At 46.9% G+C, this 18757-nt stretch carries 11 protein-coding genes and 3 rRNA genes; 12 read left to right on the top strand and 2 right to left on the bottom strand.

Going from position 1 to position 18757, the window contains the following annotated elements:
- The 6 genes from dnaA (at position 1) to gyrB (ending at position 6312) form a co-directional block, all read left to right on the top strand.
- Positions 1–1347 (top strand): chromosomal replication initiator protein DnaA, encoded by a 1347-nt coding sequence (gene dnaA, locus PPM_RS00005; RefSeq protein ID WP_013368644.1) that lies wholly within the window; start codon positions 1–3, stop codon positions 1345–1347.
- A 186-nt stretch (positions 1348–1533) separates the two neighbouring features.
- Positions 1534–2676, top strand: coding sequence for a DNA polymerase III subunit beta (gene dnaN, locus PPM_RS00010; RefSeq protein ID WP_013368645.1), 1143 nt, complete (start codon positions 1534–1536; stop codon positions 2674–2676).
- 37 nt (positions 2677–2713) lie between these two features.
- Positions 2714–2932, top strand: coding sequence for a S4 domain-containing protein YaaA (gene yaaA, locus PPM_RS00015; RefSeq protein WP_013368646.1), 219 nt, complete (start codon positions 2714–2716; stop codon positions 2930–2932).
- Positions 2933–2986: 54 nt separating this feature from the next.
- On the top strand, positions 2987–4102 hold the full coding sequence (gene recF, locus PPM_RS00020; protein ID WP_013368647.1) for a DNA replication/repair protein RecF: 1116 nt from the start codon (positions 2987–2989) through the stop codon (positions 4100–4102).
- A gap of 16 nt (positions 4103–4118) precedes the next feature.
- Positions 4119–4370, top strand: coding sequence for an extracellular matrix regulator RemB (remB, locus tag PPM_RS00025; RefSeq protein WP_007433255.1), 252 nt, complete (start codon positions 4119–4121; stop codon positions 4368–4370).
- 31 nt (positions 4371–4401) lie between these two features.
- Entirely contained in the window at positions 4402–6312 is a 1911-nt protein-coding gene (gyrB, locus tag PPM_RS00030) for a DNA topoisomerase (ATP-hydrolyzing) subunit B (protein WP_013368648.1), read from the top strand.
- 142 nt (positions 6313–6454) lie between these two features.
- On the opposite strand, the gene PPM_RS00035 is transcribed toward gyrB, so the two are convergent.
- Positions 6455–7282, bottom strand: coding sequence for a YheC/YheD family protein (locus PPM_RS00035; RefSeq protein WP_013368649.1), 828 nt, complete (start codon positions 7280–7282; stop codon positions 6455–6457).
- A gap of 466 nt (positions 7283–7748) precedes the next feature.
- On the opposite strand from PPM_RS00035, the gene gyrA reads away from it, so the two are divergent.
- The 6 genes from gyrA to PPM_RS00065 all read left to right on the top strand — a co-directional run bounded on the left by gyrA (position 7749) and on the right by PPM_RS00065 (position 17617).
- Positions 7749–10313: a DNA gyrase subunit A gene (gene gyrA, locus PPM_RS00040; RefSeq protein WP_013368650.1), complete on the top strand. Its 2565-nt coding sequence runs from the start codon at positions 7749–7751 to the stop codon at positions 10311–10313.
- 207 nt (positions 10314–10520) lie between these two features.
- Entirely contained in the window at positions 10521–11609 is a 1089-nt protein-coding gene (locus PPM_RS00045) for an HD-GYP domain-containing protein (protein ID WP_013368652.1), read from the top strand.
- Between the two features lie 323 nt (positions 11610–11932).
- A 16S ribosomal RNA gene (locus PPM_RS00050) occupies positions 11933–13486 on the top strand.
- A 290-nt stretch (positions 13487–13776) separates the two neighbouring features.
- Positions 13777–16703: ribosomal RNA gene (locus tag PPM_RS00055) — 23S ribosomal RNA — on the top strand.
- 145 nt (positions 16704–16848) lie between these two features.
- Positions 16849–16965, top strand: a 5S ribosomal RNA gene (gene rrf / locus PPM_RS00060).
- Together the 16S, 23S and 5S rRNA genes form the textbook arrangement of a ribosomal RNA operon.
- Before the next feature lie 232 nt (positions 16966–17197).
- Positions 17198–17617, top strand: a complete 420-nt coding sequence (locus PPM_RS00065) for a hypothetical protein (RefSeq protein WP_013368653.1) — start codon at positions 17198–17200, stop codon at positions 17615–17617.
- Positions 17618–17980: 363 nt separating this feature from the next.
- Here the strand turns inward: PPM_RS00065 and PPM_RS00070 are convergent, their stop codons facing one another.
- The gene (locus PPM_RS00070; RefSeq protein WP_013368654.1) at positions 17981–18508 is read right to left on the bottom strand and encodes a hypothetical protein; all 528 of its coding nucleotides are present in this window, start codon (positions 18506–18508) and stop codon (positions 17981–17983) included.
- Positions 18509–18757: the final 249 nt, after the last annotated feature.

The following is an 18757-nucleotide window of genomic DNA, read 5'->3' on the forward strand; positions in this document are numbered from 1 at the left end:
GTGGACAGCCATACCTCTGAACTATGGCAGCAAATTCTATCCATTATACAAACCAAGCTGAGTAAGCCGAGTTACGACACTTGGTTTAAGGCTACCAAGGCAGCGAAACTAAATGACCACTCCATTGTGATTTCTGCACCGACAACTTTTGCCGTGGAATGGCTTGAAAGCCGCTATACCAAGTTAGTCGGGGCAACGGTTTATGAGATTTTGGGCAAGCATTTAGAGGTCAAGTTCGTTATTGAAGAGAACAAGCCCGCCGAGGTCGACCTTCAGCAACAACCTCAGCAGCAGCCGGTCGTTCAAGAAGAAGCTGTGTCCCATATGCTGAATCCCAAATATACATTCGATACATTTGTCATCGGATCGGGGAACCGTTTTGCCCATGCGGCATCGCTGGCCGTCGCCGAGGCGCCGGCCAAAGCTTACAATCCGCTGTTTCTATACGGTGGTGTAGGTCTGGGGAAAACGCATCTGATGCATGCTATCGGACACTATATTTTGGAGCACAATCCGACCAGCAAGGTCGTTTATTTATCGTCGGAGAAGTTTACGAACGAATTCATTAATGCCATCCGCGACAACCGTGGGGAAAGTTTTCGGAATAAATATCGCAACATTGATATTTTGCTCATTGATGATATTCAATTCATTGCGGGCAAGGAATCGACGCAAGAGGAATTTTTCCATACGTTCAATGCGCTTCATGAGGAACGCAAGCAGATTATAATCTCAAGCGATCGGCCGCCTAAAGAGATTCCAACGCTGGAAGAACGGCTGCGCTCTCGCTTCGAGTGGGGACTGATTACGGATATTCAACCGCCGGATCTGGAGACGAGAATTGCTATTCTTCGGAAAAAGGCGCGGGCGGAAAATCTGGATATTCCTAATGAGGCCATGATGTATATCGCGAATCAAATTGATACAAACATCCGTGAGCTGGAAGGAGCGCTCATTCGCGTTGTCGCTTATTCTTCCTTAACCAATCAGGATGTATCAAGCCATCTCGCGGCTGAGGCGTTAAAGGATATTATCCCATCCAGCCGTCCAAAAATGATCACGATTCAGGATATACAGCATCAAGTCGGGGAATTTTATAATCTACGACTGGAAGATTTCAAAGCACGTAAGCGGACGAAGGCTGTGGCTTTTCCACGGCAGATTGCCATGTATCTTTCCCGTGAGTTAACCGACTATTCTTTGCCGAAAATCGGCGAAGCTTTCGGCGGACGTGATCATACGACTGTCATTCATGCGCACGAAAAAATCTCCAAATCCATTCAAGTGGATCAGGATCTATTTAAAGTTATCAACAACCTAATAGAAAAAATCAAAAATCCAACCTGAACAAGTTCAGAGCCTATACACAATTTATACACATGTGGATAGGCTTGATTTTATTAGGGTTACAGATAGTTATCCACATATTCAGTGCGCCTATTACTATTACTAATATATTTTAAAGATATACATCACCTATATAAGGCCCGCGTCAACGCGTGCTTGAAGGATTAAAACCCGTAGGAGGAACTTATGAAGATTAGCATTCTGAAAAACGTTTTGAACGAGGCCATACAACATGTATCCAAAGCGATATCCAGTCGGACGACAATTCCAATTTTGAGTGGTATTAAGCTCGATGTGAATCACCAGGGAGTCACACTGACCGCCAGCGATACAGACATCTCTATTCAATCCTTTATTCCGATGGAGGATGGTGACCAAACGGTCGTTCAGATCGAACAACCCGGCAGTGTAGTGCTACCCGCTAAATTCTTTGTCGAAATTATCAAAAAGTTGCCGTCTCAGGAGATCCGTATGGAGGTAAAAGACCAATTCCAAACCTTCATCTCATCCGGTGCTACTGAAATTCAGATCGTTGGTTTGGACCCTGAAGAATTTCCGGTGCTTCCCAACATTGAGGAAAATCAAGTGATCTCTGTGCCAGGTGATTTGCTTAAAAATATGATTAAACAGACGGTATTCTCCATCTCTACCCATGAAACGACACCTATTTTGACTGGTGTATTGTGGAATCTGGCTGAGGGCGAATTGAAATTTGTCGCAACGGACCGCCACCGCCTTGCCACCCGTAGCGCTCATTTGGAGACGTCTGAAGGCTTGCGTTTTAGCAATGTTGTCATTGCAGGCAAAACGCTCAATGAGCTGAGCAGAATTATTCCGGATCAAAATATGCTTGTGGATATCGTCGTAGCGGACAATCAGGTATTATTTAAGGTGGATCGCGTGTTATTTTACTCCCGCATCTTGGACGGCACCTATCCTGATACTTCTAGAATTATTCCGACTTCCTACAAAACAGAACTGATTGTGGACACAAAAAGTTTGAGCGAGTCTATTGACCGTGCTTATTTGCTTTCTCGTGAGGAAAAAACGAATATTGTAAAAATGCAATCGTTGGAAAACGGTGATCTAGAGATTTCCTCCAGCTCATCTGAACTTGGTAAAGTGCGTGAGGAAGTAAATGTATCCAAATTTGAGGGAGAGCCACTCAAAATCTCGTTCAACTCCAAATATATGCTCGACGTGCTGAAGGTAATTGACAGCGAGCAGCTGACGATTGCTTTTACCGGCATTATGAGCCCCATTATTTTAAAACCGGCAGATTCCAGCAATGCGCTGTATATCATCCTGCCATATCGCACAACCAACTAGCGTCACCCACCCGAACAAGCGAAAGGATGAACAAGCCTTGAAAGCAATATCTATACAGACCGAATACATCAAGCTCGATCAATTTTTGAAATTAGCCGATTGTGTATCCACAGGAGGCATGGCTAAAGCCCTACTGCAGGAGGGGCAAGTTCGTGTTAATGGTGAGCCAGAAGAACGTCGCGGAAGAAAATTGTACCCAGGCGATACCGTAGAAGTAGAGGACATTGGACGTTTCGAGGTTACGGCAGGAGCATGATCGCCTGAACGGCAAGGACTCCTTTTAGGTGCGGAATAACAAGGGGGACCCTATGTGTTTGTGAACAACATTGTTTTGCAGCAGTACCGGAACTATGAACAGCTGGAGCTGAATGAATTCGGGCCCGTTAATTTGCTGATCGGACAAAATGCGCAAGGCAAAACGAATCTGGTTGAGGCGATTTTTGTATTGGCTTTAACTAAAAGTCACCGAACGTCCCGCGACAAGGAATTAATTTCTTTCGGGGCTACTTCCACCCATCTGGCTGCCGATGTGGATAAGAAATACGGGAAAATCAGATTGGATCTCTCGTTATCCACACAAGGCAAAAAAGCAAAGATCAACGGGCTAGAACAGCGAAAGCTGAGCGATTTTATCGGTTCGTTAAACGTGGTCATGTTTGCGCCCGAGGATCTGGAAATTGTCAAAGGAACACCGGGGGTTCGCCGCCGGTTTCTTGACATGGAAATTGGACAAGTTGCGCCAGGATATTTGTATCATTTGCAGCAATATCAGAAAGTGCTGGTTCAGCGGAATAACCTGCTCAAGCAAGCTTGGGGTAAAGATATGGCGTCCGTGCAGCTGATGCTGGAGGTATGGAATGAGCAACTTGTTGAGCATGGTGTTAAAATTGTAAAAAAGCGGAAACAATTTATAACAAAGCTACAAAAGTGGGCCCAGGCCATTCATGAAGGGATTGCAGGTGGGACAGAAGAGTTAAAATTAACCTATGTTCCCTCTTTCGGTGAGCCAGAGGAAGAAGATGAAGCTGTCTTATTGGAGCGATTTATGATAAAGTTATCCCAAATGAGGGAACAGGAAATCCGCCGTGGCATGACTTTGGCGGGACCCCATCGTGATGATTTGGCCTTTGCCATTAACGGCAGAGAAGTGCATACGTATGGCTCTCAGGGGCAGCAGCGGACGACGGCCCTGTCTTTGAAGCTGGCCGAAATAGAATTAATTCATGAGGAAATTGGGGAGTATCCTATCCTGCTGCTGGATGATGTATTGTCCGAGCTGGACCCCTATCGTCAGACTCAGCTGATCGAGACTTTCCAAAGCAAGGTACAGACCTTTATCACGGCAACCGGGATTGAGACGTTGAACGCAGAACGACTTAAGGGTGCCCATATTTATCACGTCCACGACGGGCATGTGGAACACTAAGGAGTGAGTGACCGGTATGTATATTCATCTGGGTGGAGAAAAGATCATCCGCTCGTCAGAGCTTGTGGCTATTTTCGATATCTCGATTGAAAAATCCTCTAAAATCTCCAAACAATACGTGAACCACGCTCAGCAGCAAAAGCATGTCGAGATGATTGGCGAAGAGGAAGCCAAGTCCATCGTAGTGACTCAGAATACGGTGTATTATTCCCCCATCTCCTCAACAACACTCAAAAAGCGGGCAAACCAGTTTGTTGCCAATGCTTAACCATAGAAATCTATAGAAGTAGGTGAAAGGCATGTCTATGAATCAACCGTCTTATGATGCGGGCGAGATTCAGGTCCTCGAAGGCCTGGAAGCGGTTCGGAAACGTCCCGGGATGTATATTGGCTCCACGAGCGTCAAGGGGCTCCATCATCTGGTCTGGGAAGTTGTGGACAACAGTATTGACGAAGCGCTGGCGGGTTATTGTAACAGCATTCAAGTTGTCGTTCACAAAGATAATAGCATTACCGTTACAGATAACGGCCGCGGTATTCCGGTAAGTGAACACGCCAAAATGAAAAAATCAGCGCTGGAAGTCGTAATGACCGTACTTCACGCAGGTGGTAAATTCGGAGGCGGAGGGTACAAGGTGTCTGGTGGTCTGCACGGGGTTGGTGTATCCGTGGTGAACGCTCTCTCCAGCAAAATGATCGTTCATGTCAAACGGGATGGACATGTATATGAGCAGGAATACCATCGTGGTGCTCCACAGTATGATGTCAGAGTCATCGGTGATACAGAAGAGACAGGTACCCAAACGACCTTCTATCCGGACGAACAAATCTTTACCGAAACGACCGTATATGACTATGATACGCTGCAGACGCGGATTCGTGAGCTGGCTTTCCTGAACAAGGGCATTGCAATTAGCTTGACCGATGAACGGACAGGCGCCAGCGATACATTTCACTATGAGGGTGGAATCAGTGAATATGTGCAGTTTCTGAATCAAAAAAGAGAAGCACTGCATGAACAGCCGATTTATGTCGAAGGCTCTCGTGACATGATTCAGGTCGAAGTTGCATTGCAATATAACGACAGCTATACCGAGAATATTTATTCTTTTGCCAACAATATCAACACCCATGAGGGCGGAACTCATGAATCAGGTTTCAAGAGTGCATTAACCCGGATTATTAACGATTATGCACGCAAAAATGGCTTGATTAAGGATAACAACGCCAATTTGACCGGTGACGATGTACGCGAAGGTTTGACAGCGATCATCTCCGTCAAAATCCCAGAACCACAGTTTGAGGGTCAGACTAAAACAAAGCTCGGCAACAGTGAAGTGCGAGGAATTGTCGAGTCTCTGTTCGCAGAGAAACTCCAGGAATTCCTGGAGGAAAACCCGTCCGTCTCCCGCCGTGTGGTTGATAAATCATTACAAGCAGCTCGAGCCCGGGAAGCAGCGCGCAAAGCGCGTGAACTTACACGTCGCAAAAGTGCGTTGGAAATTAGTTCGCTCCCAGGTAAGCTGGCGGATTGCTCCTCTAAGGACGCTTCGATCAGTGAATTGTACATCGTCGAAGGTGACTCAGCAGGGGGATCGGCCAAGCAGGGGCGTGATCGTCACTTTCAAGCGATTTTGCCAATTCGCGGTAAAATCCTGAATGTTGAAAAGGCACGCTTGGACCGTATTTTGTCCAGTGATGAAATACGTTCGATGGTAACAGCAATGGGTACAGGGATCGGAGATGATTTTGACATCACCAAAGCCCGTTACCACAAGGTCATTATCATGACAGATGCCGATGTCGATGGTGCTCATATTCGCACATTGTTGCTGACGTTCTTCTATCGCTACATGCGCAAAATCATTGATGCGGGCTATATATACATTGCTCAGCCACCACTATTCAAAGTCGAGCGTAACAAAGTTGTTCGTTATGCGAACTCTGAGGCGGAACGTGACGAGATCATTAAGGAATTTGGAGAAAATGCGAAGTACAATGTACAGCGTTATAAAGGTTTGGGTGAGATGAATGCGACCCAACTTTGGGAAACCACGATGGACCCAGAGAGCCGTACAATGCTGCAGGTAACTGTCAGTGACGCGATGCTGGCTGATACGCTGTTCAATACCTTAATGGGTGACAATGTAGAACCTCGCCGCGACTTTATCCAAGAACATGCGAAGTACGTGAAAAACCTAGATTTCTAATGTGTGTTATTCCATCCTGATGGCTATGTTATCTGTTCATTAGGATTGTATAGGAAAGAGTGCACAAGGGGCGCCCAAATGGGGCGTCCCTTTTCTTGTCATTAACCAGCCCGGATGGATTTGAATATTTAATTTCAATGTTTTAGGCCTTTTTCTTAGAGCGTACAGGTTTACCTGTGGATGCCGTATACCGGCCGTAGCCTACTGCATATCTGAATATTTTATGATAGAGGCTTTTGTTTGGGAGAGAAGCGAACACTTTGATGGCTGGTCTTGTATTGACCTCCAAAATCCACGGATAGTTTTGCTGGTCCAATCCTACATCTAACCCGATTTCCCTTAAACGAGGGTATCTTTTTTGTAGCTGCCAAGCTACTCGCTCGCCCATTTTCGATAATTTTTGCTCCAGTCGAACGGCTTCCTTTACATCCATGTATGGAGCCACCAATTCATTGAAAAAGCGCGTTGTCCCACCGCTGTGATGATTGGTGACGACTTTGTCAGGAGCAGCTACACGTCCTACAATAAGCGTTGTTTCCCATTGATGCCTCAAGTTCATCTGGGTTAATACCCTCAGATCGAAGGGACGGGCTTCATGCTGAAGAAGAGGAATTCCGCGCTGTATTAGATATGGACGTTTCTTTATACGAGAAGAAACCACCCTATGCAACTCATCCAGACTTTCAAAGGTGAGGATATCTACTTCATAGCGAAGCACATACCAAGTTCTCTCCTCGATGATTCCTTCTTCTGTCGGCGGAAGCTGCTCTGTCTGCCTTTCTGCGCGCATAACCCCTTTACCATAAGTACCATTATCCGGCTTAATATAGACAGTTCCATACACCGCCAACATTTCATTCAGGTGCTCAAACGTGTACAAACGTGTTTCCGGTATATAAGCGGCCAATGTCGGATGGGGAAGAATGGCATTTGTTTTGGCCCACTTACTGGATACTCGCTGAATTGACAAGTATTCTCATCCCTTTCTTTTCGAAATATGAGTCATGTACCTGGAATACACACCCTTTAACAAAACAAGGGAAACTAAAGGACAAGCGCGTAAAACAATGATATAATAGAGAAATACGGCGTTTTTCGGAATTTTGCTAAGTAGAACCCTGACCGTATACGTATTGTATGTGGAAAAGGCCCTTAGGGTGGGGGCTAATCCCCAGTTCAGGGGAATTTGTTATAATCAGGGCTTGTAAGTTGTACAAGAAAATAGCAATCTGCTACAGGCAGAAGGGGAATGACGAGGGTTTTACGCTGTAAAGAGGACAAATGCGTTTAATTGTGCTCTTTTTGTGAAAGTAATATAATTATACAGATGAGGATTTCAGCCAAAATCCTGCGCAAGGAGCGGAGTATATAGGCAGTGTCTTGTTAGGCTTTTCACATAGAGAGCGCTGTATTGAAGGATGAGAAGGAGGACCAGCATGGCGGATCAAAATAACTCGCAAATCATCAATAGGGATATCGGAGTGGAAATGCGCGAATCCTTTATGGATTATGCCATGAGTATTATTGTTAGCCGTGCCTTGCCTGATGTGCGGGACGGACTGAAGCCGGTACACCGTCGTATTTTGTACGCGATGTCCGAGCTAGGCATGTCGCCAGATAAGCCTTATAAAAAATCAGCAAGAATCGTCGGTGAAGTTATCGGTAAGTACCACCCTCATGGTGATACGGCTGTGTATGATACGATGGTGCGGATGGCGCAGGATTTTTCCTTGCGTTATATGTTGGTGGATGGACACGGTAACTTTGGCTCCGTGGATGGAGATATGGCAGCAGCAATGCGTTACACTGAAGCACGGCTGTCCAAGATAGCCATGGAAATGCTCCGTGATTTGAACAAAGAGACCGTTGATTTTATGCCTAACTACGATGGTGAAGAGAACGAGCCTGTCGTATTGCCTGCACGTTATCCTAACTTGCTGGTTAACGGTGTCGGCGGGATTGCAGTTGGTATGGCAACCAATATTCCTCCGCATAACTTGGGAGAGGTTATCGATGGTGTACAAGCGCTGATCGAAAACCCTGACATTACGCCGATGGAACTTATGGATTACATTCAAGGGCCGGATTTCCCGACAGCAGGTTATATCTTAGGTCGCTCAGGCATTCGCCAGGCGTATCAGACTGGCCGCGGATCTGTGACCATGCGTGCGAAGACCACCATAGAAGAGATTGGCAATAAAGCACGGATTATCGTGCATGAACTGCCTTACCAAGTGAACAAGGCTCGTCTGGTCGAGAAAATTGCTGAATTAGTACGTGACAAGCGTATTGAAGGCATTACGGATCTTCGAGATGAATCCGACCGTACGGGTATGCGTATCGTTATCGAGTTGCGTAGAGATGTGAACCCGAACGTCGTTCTGAATAATTTGTTTAAACATACAGCCATGCAGTCCAATTTTGGTATCAATATGCTTGCGATTGTAAACAATGAGCCGAAGATTTTGAACCTGAAAGATGTCTTGTATTATTATCTCAAGCATCAGATTGAGGTTATTCGTCGTCGGACAGAATTCGATCTGAAAAAAGCCGAAGCTAGAGCACACATTCTGGAAGGCTTGCGTATTGCTCTTGACCATCTGGACGAAGTTATTTCCTTGATTCGTTCTTCCCAAACTGCAGAAGCAGCCCGTGAAGGACTGATTGAGCGTTTCTCGCTGACTCTTGAGCAGGCTCAGGCTATTCTCGATATGCGTCTGCAACGCTTAACCGGTTTGGAACGTGAGAAGATCGAGAACGAATATAACGAGCTAATTCAAAAGATAATGGAATACCGTGAAATTTTGGCGAATGAGCATCTGGTACTCAACATCATTAGTGAAGAGCTGAATGAGCTGAAAGGACGCTTCGCCGATGATCGTCGCACTGAAATTACAGTGGGTGAAGAAAGTATTCTTGATGAGGATCTCATTCCGCGTGAAGACGTTATTATTACTGTAACCCATACTGGATATATCAAACGCCTTCCTGTTACTACGTATCGCAGTCAAAAACGCGGTGGTCGTGGTGTAGTAGGTATGGATACCAAAGATGAGGACTTCGTAGAGCATCTGTTCATTACGAATTCACATCATCATTTGTTATTCTTTACGGACAAGGGCAAGGTATACCGGATTAAGGCTTATGAGATTCCAGACTTAAGCCGGACAGCTCGGGGGACACCGATTATTAACCTGATTCAGATTGAACAGGGTGAGTCGATCAATGCGGTAATTCCAATTGAGGAATTTGTGGAGGACAGTTATCTATTCTTTGCGACCCAACATGGGATTATTAAGAAAACACCTCTTGATGACTATGCGAATATCCGCAAAGGCGGCCTGATTGCCATTAACTTGCGCGAAGATGACGCCCTGATCGAAGTGAAGCTGACTGATGGACAGCAGGAAATGATTATCGGCACAGCACAAGGGATGTCTATCCGTTTCCCTGAAAGTGATGTACGATCTATGGGACGTAGTGCTACAGGAGTTAAAGGGATTAGTCTTGATGAAAGTGATGCTGTAATCGGCATGGATATCGTCAATACCGACCTGGATATTCTGATCGTAACAGCCAAGGGTTATGGCAAACGTACCCCTGCTGTGGATTATCGTATCCAGAGCCGTGGGGGCAAGGGGATCAAGACGATTAACGTTACCGATAAAAATGGTCCAGTTGTCGGCCTCAAGGTTGTAAAAGCCGAAGAGGACTTGATGATTATTACAGCTAGTGGCACCTTGATCCGGACTAGCATGGGGGAAATCTCCACGATGGGTCGGAATACGCAAGGGGTAAGACTGATTAATATTCGCGATGATGATTCGGTTGCAACGGTTTGTCGTGCGAACAAGAATGAGGAGCAAGATGAACTGCTTGAGGATTTATTAGAGGATGGAGGAACTGGTGAGGAGCCAACTCTATCATCTGCTGAACCAACTCTTGAAGTGAATACAGAAGATACGGAAGGTAACGATTCAGAATCTTCTGAGGACGAATAAGCCCTGAATATAGAAACAACAAATGTAGATTGAAGAGACTCTCTGGCTATTTGGTCAAGAGAGTCTTTTTTTCTTGTTCAGGCTGACCAATTCAGACCAGTACGTTTTTAAATGGCATAAAATGAATGTACAGGATCATTTCCAAGTAATATAATGACATCATAACTGGCAGCTGGAGCAGCTGTTGTGAGAACAGAGAGGTTGACCATGACAACTGTACCCGTATCCGAATTAAAAGCAGGACTTAAATTGCAAAGCGACGTTTTTACTGAAATGGGCAGCTTGCTACTACCGAAAGGGCGAATTCTGCTACCACGTGACTTAGAGATTTTAGAGGCGTTCCTGATTCAACAAGTAGAGGTAGGGACGGATGATATTGCAAAATCCGGTAGCGAGCCTACCACTGTTCGATCTGGGACAGCTGAATCGCAGGGAGCTTCGTTAGATGGGCGAGATGAATCTGAACAATTCCAGGATGAGTATGACAAAATGGTGATGCTTGTTAAGAATGCGTTTCAATCAGTGCTCGTCTCTAATTTATCTATATATGAGTTGCGGGGACAACTAGAGTCCTTGCTGGCGCATATCCAACGCTATAATGTAATGACCTATACTCCGCCTGCTATGATCGAAGTGGACTATATTTTTCACAATGCCGTGCTAACCTCCCTTACCTCTTACTCCATTGCACAATGGATTGGGTTGCCTCAAAAGGATTGGATGCAGGTGGCTTTTGCCGGATTGCTTCATGATATAGGAAATGCTAAGATGGACCCGTCCATTCTGTACAAGCCTTCCCAACTAACGCAGGAAGAGCAAGAAGAAGTACGCCGCCATACATCACTAGGATACCAATTGCTTAAAAATGTGAAGGCTATTAACGAAGGTGTGCGTTTGGCAGCTCTTCAACATCACGAGAAAGTGGACGGTACTGGATATCCATTGCGTCTTAAAGGGGAGCAAATCCACATATACGCTAAAATCGTAGGGGTGGCTGATGTATTCCATGCCATGACTCTGGAGAAAACATACCGACCTGCCCAATCACCGTATCTGGTTCTAGAGCAAATCAAATCAGAATCATTTGGAAAGCTGGACCCAAGTGTCGTGCAAGTCTTCATTCAAAAGCTAACCCAATTTAATAATGGGACCAAGGTGCGTCTCAATGATAACCGTACAGGGGAAATTATATTTGCTGATCGAGACCACCCGACTCGTCCGTTGATTCAAGTAGATGGCGAGATCATTAACCTGATGCTTCAAAGAGAGATTTATATCGAGTGTATTGTTACTTAACTGAGTTTTTTTAAAAAAACAGTTGCACAATATAGTGGATTTATGATATATTCTTTCTTGTCGCTTCAAGTGTTGAAATAAAAGAAGCAGAAAACACTCTTTAAAAAAAAGTGTTGACACAAACCTGAATAACATGATATACTATAAAAGTTGCTGAGGGGAACGAAAGAAAACCTAAAGCAAACAAAGAATGTTTGATCTTTGAAAACTGAACAACGAGTGAGTAAACTGATTTTGTTCGCAAAATCAAACAAGAGATATTTTATCTCGTCAGTTTCAACATGAGCTAATCGCTCTTTCTATAAACCAACTTCGGTTGGTCTTTAATGGAGAGTTTGATCCTGGCTCAGGACGAACGCTGGCGGCGTGCCTAATACATGCAAGTCGAGCGGGGTTATGTAGAAGCTTGCTTCTACATAACCTAGCGGCGGACGGGTGAGTAACACGTAGGCAACCTGCCCACAAGACAGGGATAACTACCGGAAACGGTAGCTAATACCCGATACATCCTTTTCCTGCATGGGAGAAGGAGGAAAGGCGGAGCAATCTGTCACTTGTGGATGGGCCTGCGGCGCATTAGCTAGTTGGTGGGGTAAAGGCCTACCAAGGCGACGATGCGTAGCCGACCTGAGAGGGTGATCGGCCACACTGGGACTGAGACACGGCCCAGACTCCTACGGGAGGCAGCAGTAGGGAATCTTCCGCAATGGGCGAAAGCCTGACGGAGCAACGCCGCGTGAGTGATGAAGGTTTTCGGATCGTAAAGCTCTGTTGCCAGGGAAGAACGTCTTGTAGAGTAACTGCTATAAGAGTGACGGTACCTGAGAAGAAAGCCCCGGCTAACTACGTGCCAGCAGCCGCGGTAATACGTAGGGGGCAAGCGTTGTCCGGAATTATTGGGCGTAAAGCGCGCGCAGGCGGCTCTTTAAGTCTGGTGTTTAATCCCGAGGCTCAACTTCGGGTCGCACTGGAAACTGGAGAGCTTGAGTGCAGAAGAGGAGAGTGGAATTCCACGTGTAGCGGTGAAATGCGTAGAGATGTGGAGGAACACCAGTGGCGAAGGCGACTCTCTGGGCTGTAACTGACGCTGAGGCGCGAAAGCGTGGGGAGCAAACAGGATTAGATACCCTGGTAGTCCACGCCGTAAACGATGAATGCTAGGTGTTAGGGGTTTCGATACCCTTGGTGCCGAAGTTAACACATTAAGCATTCCGCCTGGGGAGTACGGTCGCAAGACTGAAACTCAAAGGAATTGACGGGGACCCGCACAAGCAGTGGAGTATGTGGTTTAATTCGAAGCAACGCGAAGAACCTTACCAGGTCTTGACATCCCTCTGACCGGTCTAGAGATAGGCCTTTCCTTCGGGACAGAGGAGACAGGTGGTGCATGGTTGTCGTCAGCTCGTGTCGTGAGATGTTGGGTTAAGTCCCGCAACGAGCGCAACCCTTATGCTTAGTTGCCAGCAGGTCAAGCTGGGCACTCTAAGCAGACTGCCGGTGACAAACCGGAGGAAGGTGGGGATGACGTCAAATCATCATGCCCCTTATGACCTGGGCTACACACGTACTACAATGGCCGGTACAACGGGAAGCGAAGCCGCGAGGTGGAGCCAATCCTAGAAAAGCCGGTCTCAGTTCGGATTGTAGGCTGCAACTCGCCTACATGAAGTCGGAATTGCTAGTAATCGCGGATCAGCATGCCGCGGTGAATACGTTCCCGGGTCTTGTACACACCGCCCGTCACACCACGAGAGTTTACAACACCCGAAGTCGGTGAGGTAACCGCAAGGAGCCAGCCGCCGAAGGTGGGGTAGATGATTGGGGTGAAGTCGTAACAAGGTAGCCGTATCGGAAGGTGCGGCTGGATCACCTCCTTTCTATGGAGAATCGTTTCCTGCAATGGAAACATTCAAATATGAAGCGTAAGCTTCAAAACTCAGGTTTCGGCCTGTTACTCACTCGTTGCTCAGTTTTGAGAGTTCAAACTCTCAAATTGCACCTTGAAAACTGGATACCGAAACGAAATTGCGTTTTAGAATATTCCTTTAAGCTGATCTTGTGTAAACAAGTGAAATAAAGGTAGCTAATAAGGAAAGATATTTTGCTTATAGCAAAAATCATTTTCTTATTGAACATCGACATTTTCTTTCTGCGAAAGAAAAGTCTAGGTTAAGCTACAAAGAGCACACGGAGGATGCCTAGGCGCCAGGAGCCGACGAAGGACGTGGCGAACAACGATAAGGCCTCGGGGAGCTGTAAGCAAGCTTTGATCCGGGGATGTCCGAATGGGGAAACCCGGCTGTCTTCATCGACAGTCACTACTCACTGAATTCATAGGTGAGTGAGAGGCAGACCAGGGGAACTGAAACATCTAAGTACCCTGAGGAAGAGAAAACAATAGTGATTCCGTCAGTAGCGGCGAGCGAACGCGGATTAGCCCAAACCAAGGAGCTTGCTCCTTGGGGTTGTGGGACGTCTCACATGGAGTTACAAAGGAACCGGTTAGATGAAGAGGTCTGGAAAGGCCCGCCAGAGAAGGTAAAAGCCCTGTAGTTCAAAACCTGTTCCCTCCGAGACGGATCCCGAGTAGTGCGGGGCACGTGAAACCCCGTATGAATCCGGCAGGACCATCTGCCAAGGCTAAATACTCCCTGGCGACCGATAGTGAAGCAGTACCGTGAGGGAAAGGTGAAAAGCACCCCGGAAGGGGAGTGAAATAGATCCTGAAACCGTGTGCTTACAAGAAGTCAGAGCCCGATCGATGGGTGATGGCGTGCCTTTTGTAGAATGAACCGGCGAGTTACGTTCCCGTGCAAGGTTAAGGTGAAGAGCTGAAGCCGCAGCGAAAGCGAGTCTGAATAGGGCGACTGAGTACGTGGACGTAGACCCGAAACCGGGTGATCTACCCCTGTCCAGGGTGAAGGTGCGGTAACACGCACTGGAGGCCCGAACCCACGCATGTTGAAAAATGCGGGGATGAGGTGGGGGTAGCGGAGAAATTCCAATCGAACCCGGAGATAGCTGGTTCTCCCCGAAATAGCTTTAGGGCTAGCCTCGGAAAAAAGAATCGTGGAGGTAGAGCACTGATTGGGTGCGGGGCCCGCAAGGGTTACCAAGCTCAGTCAAACTCCGAATGCCATGGATTTAGTTCCGGGAGTCAGACAGTGAGTGCTAAGATCCATTGTCGAAAGGGAAACAGCCCAGACCATCAGCTAAGGTCCCCAAGTGTGTGTTAAGTGGGAAAGGATGTGGAGTTGCACAGACAACCAGGATGTTGGCTTAGAAGCAGCCACCATTGAAAGAGTGCGTAATAGCTCACTGGTCGAGTGACTCTGCGCCGAAAATGTAACGGGGCTAAACACACCACCGAAGCTATGGCTTGATGCTTTGCATCAGGGGTAGGGGAGCGTTGAATGCGGGTTGAAGGTGTACCGGAAGGAGCGCTGGACTGCATTCAAGTGAGAATGCCGGTATGAGTAACGAAAAGATCTGTGAGAATCAGATCCGCCGAAAGCCTAAGGGTTCCTGAGGAAGGTTCGTCCGCTCAGGGTAAGTCGGGACCTAAGGCGAGGCCGATAGGCGTAGTCGAAGGACAACAGGTCGAAATTCCTGTACCACCGTAATCCGCTATGAGCGATGGGGTGACGCAGTAGGGTAGTGACGCGGACTGATGGATGTCCGTCTAAGCAGTGAGGCTGATGTGTAGGCAAATCCGCACATCGTTAAGGCTGGGCTGTGATGGGGAGCGAAAATTAGAGTAGCGAAGGTCATGATCTCAGACTGCCAAGAAAAGCCTCTAGCCAGGAGAAGGTGCCCGTACCGCAAACCGACACAGGTAGGCGAGAAGAGAATTCTAAGGCGCGCGGAAGAACTCTCGTTAAGGAACTCGGCAAAATGACCCCGTAACTTCGGGAGAAGGGGTGCCTCGGTAGGGTGAATAGCCCGAGGGGGCCGCAGTGAAAAGGCCCAAGCGACTGTTTAGCAAAAACACAGGTCTGTGCGAAGCCGCAAGGCGAAGTATACGGGCTGACGCCTGCCCGGTGCTGGAAGGTTAAGGGGAGTGGTAAGCCTTCGGGCGAAGCTATGAACCGAAGCCCCAGTAAACGGCGGCCGTAACTATAACGGTCCTAAGGTAGCGAAATTCCTTGTCAGGTAAATTCTGACCCGCACGAATGGCGTAACGACTTGGGCGCTGTCTCAACGAGAGATCCGGTGAAATTTTAATACCTGTGAAGATGCAGGTTACCCGCGACAAGACGGAAAGACCCCATGGAGCTTTACTGCAGCTTGATATTGAATTTGGGTACGATCTGTACAGGATAGGTGGGAGCCGTTGAACTTTGAGCGCCAGCTTGAGGGGAGGCATCCTTGGGATACCACCCTGATCGTATCTAGGTTCTAACTTGGTACCGTGATCCGGTACGAGGACAGTGTCAGGTGGGCAGTTTGACTGGGGCGGTCGCCTCCTAAAGAGTAACGGAGGCGCCCCAAGGTTCCCTCAGAATGGTTGGAAATCATTCGAAGAGTGCAAAGGCAGAAGGGAGCTTGACTGCGAGACCTACAAGTCGAGCAGGGACGAAAGTCGGGCTTAGTGATCCGGTGGTACCGCATGGAAGGGCCATCGCTCAACGGATAAAAGCTACCCTGGGGATAACAGGCTTATCTCCCCCAAGAGTCCACATCGACGGGGAGGTTTGGCACCTCGATGTCGGCTCATCGCATCCTGGGGCTGAAGTAGGTCCCAAGGGTTGGGCTGTTCGCCCATTAAAGCGGTACGCGAGCTGGGTTCAGAACGTCGTGAGACAGTTCGGTCCCTATCTGTCGTGGGCGTAGGAAATTTGAGAGGAGCTGTCCTTAGTACGAGAGGACCGGGATGGACGTACCGCTGGTGTACCAGTTGTTCCGCCAGGAGCACCGCTGGGTAGCTATGTACGGAAGGGATAAGCGCTGAAAGCATCTAAGCGTGAAGCCCCCCTCAAGATGAGATTTCCCAATACGTAAGACCCCTTGAAGACGACGAGGTAGATAGGTTGGGGGTGGAAGTGCAGTAATGCATGGAGCTGACCAATACTAATCGGTCGAGGGCTTATCCTAAAGATAAGACGCAATGAGTTTCGGATCCAGTTTTCAGGGTGTAAGTTCAGTATATCATCAGCTCAAGTAGCTGAAGTTACACGAACAAACACACAGCATTTGGCGATGCTGATTCCTGAAAAAGAATTTACGGTGTAAATTCATGTTTGGTGGCGATAGCGGAGGGGTTCCACACGTACCCATCCCGAACACGACCGTTAAGCCCTCCAGCGCCGATGGTACTTGGACCGCAGGGTCCTGGGAGAGTAGGACGTTGCCAAGCAACAAGTAGAGAACCATGATCTTATTAAGATTATGGTTCTTTTTTTGCATATAGATGTAATTTGGAAATATCCTTACAAAAGGAAGGTAACATTTTTGTTACGGAATGTAAGAGCAAACCCTGTATAATATAGGTATTGAATCCCATACACATACGCTGCTATATTGCAGAATTATGCAAACTCCATTATAGGATTTTGTATAGTCAATCAGGCTGGTAAGGAGGGAAGATCATGCGGCGAAATAAATGGCTTGCTCTATTGGTGCTATTCAGTGTCGCTGTCGCGATTCTTACCGGGTGCGTGGAAGAGGAGCCTTCTTGGACATCGTTTGAGGGTGCTGCTAACGAGAAGACGTTTCCGGTTCCCAAAGAAGCTAGTAAAACCGATCGGGCCAGCAGCAATTCGGACATGGACTATGTACGCTATGCATTGCCAGCGTTGAAGGAAAGCGATAGTCTACCTGCTCCTTATCTGGAGGAGATTGCAGCCTGGGGCTGGACTGAGGAACCGAATTTATCTACCTCGAATCAGAAGGTGTTCCAGAAAAATAAACACATGGTACATTTGTCTGTGCATGATGGTTCTTTTACCGTATTGGTTCCAAAAGACAGAAAAGCTACCGTGAAGAGTAAAAGTGTAGACCTTAATTAAGAGTGCGATTTTCACTTAAGTATGCAACACAAGATGTATTGAAGGGTCATAGTTAACTCATAGTGTATTGGTTGCTGTACGGATAATGATGAATGATAAGATGGGGAAGCACTTGAAACTGCCGTTGTGTAGAGAGTGGCTTCCTTTTATATATTTGTGTATAGATTGATTTACTAATTTAACGACATATATAATGTGGATAAAGTCTAAGTCTATTTAGTGAGAGAATAAAGGGATTATAATTGTTAAATTACAAAAAAGGAGCAACCCGGGTCGGGTTGCTCCTTTTTATTATTCTTAGGCTGAAGCGTTGGAGATACATTAGTTGAAGTTTCGATCTGTACAGATAGGAGGTGAATTGATTTACTGTTGATAGTAGGAGGCTTCTTCATCGGTGAACTTCAACATGCCATCTTTTCTCTCCCCTGTAAGCCGACTCAAGACGTATAAACGCGGTGCAATGAGCCATAAGTGCCAGAAGAGTAAGGATACGGTAAAGGCTGGTGGAGACCAGAGAATGAATACGGCAGATAAGCAGATACCAATCCAGAGTGTATGTATGTGCACACGACGAAAAATCCTATAGCCTATGTACTGGTCTGTCATATAGCCTAGCCAAGGCAACCTGCGCTGGAATGCCCAGCGTTTGCGGAAGGCTGTCCCACCACCTATATATAGGACAGATCGCGAGATTACGAAGTGTACCCATAAGGTTAGGAAAAAGGCAAGAGCAAACAAAAATACACTAGTCCAGGAAAAGGCAAGAAGCAGAAAGAGAAGCATAATAACAGGCAGTGTGAGGTGACTCCATATCAGCTGACGCGGTATATTGATTTTTTTGATGAGCTTGTAGTGATAGTAGGTAGCTTTGGTTCCGGTTTCCTCTGTCATGCGAACAGTCCTTTCATTAATCTACTGCATCACAAGTGGCTTCCCGTCCACAGCCGGAAAAAGGGACGGTACTTCGCTCATGCCGCTTTAATAAGCATCAATTATTTTTTGTAAGAGTATAGAACGACGACATCTAGCGTTAGCTAACCTATTCTATAATTACAGGAAAAGCTCTCACTGATGAAGTTTACAAAGGCTTCGATGAAAGGGCATCCATACATAGAAGCTTTTCTTATTATATCGGCATAT

This window comes from Paenibacillus polymyxa M1, assembly GCF_000237325.1.
Taxonomy (GTDB): Bacteria; Bacillota; Bacilli; order Paenibacillales; family Paenibacillaceae; genus Paenibacillus; species Paenibacillus polymyxa_C.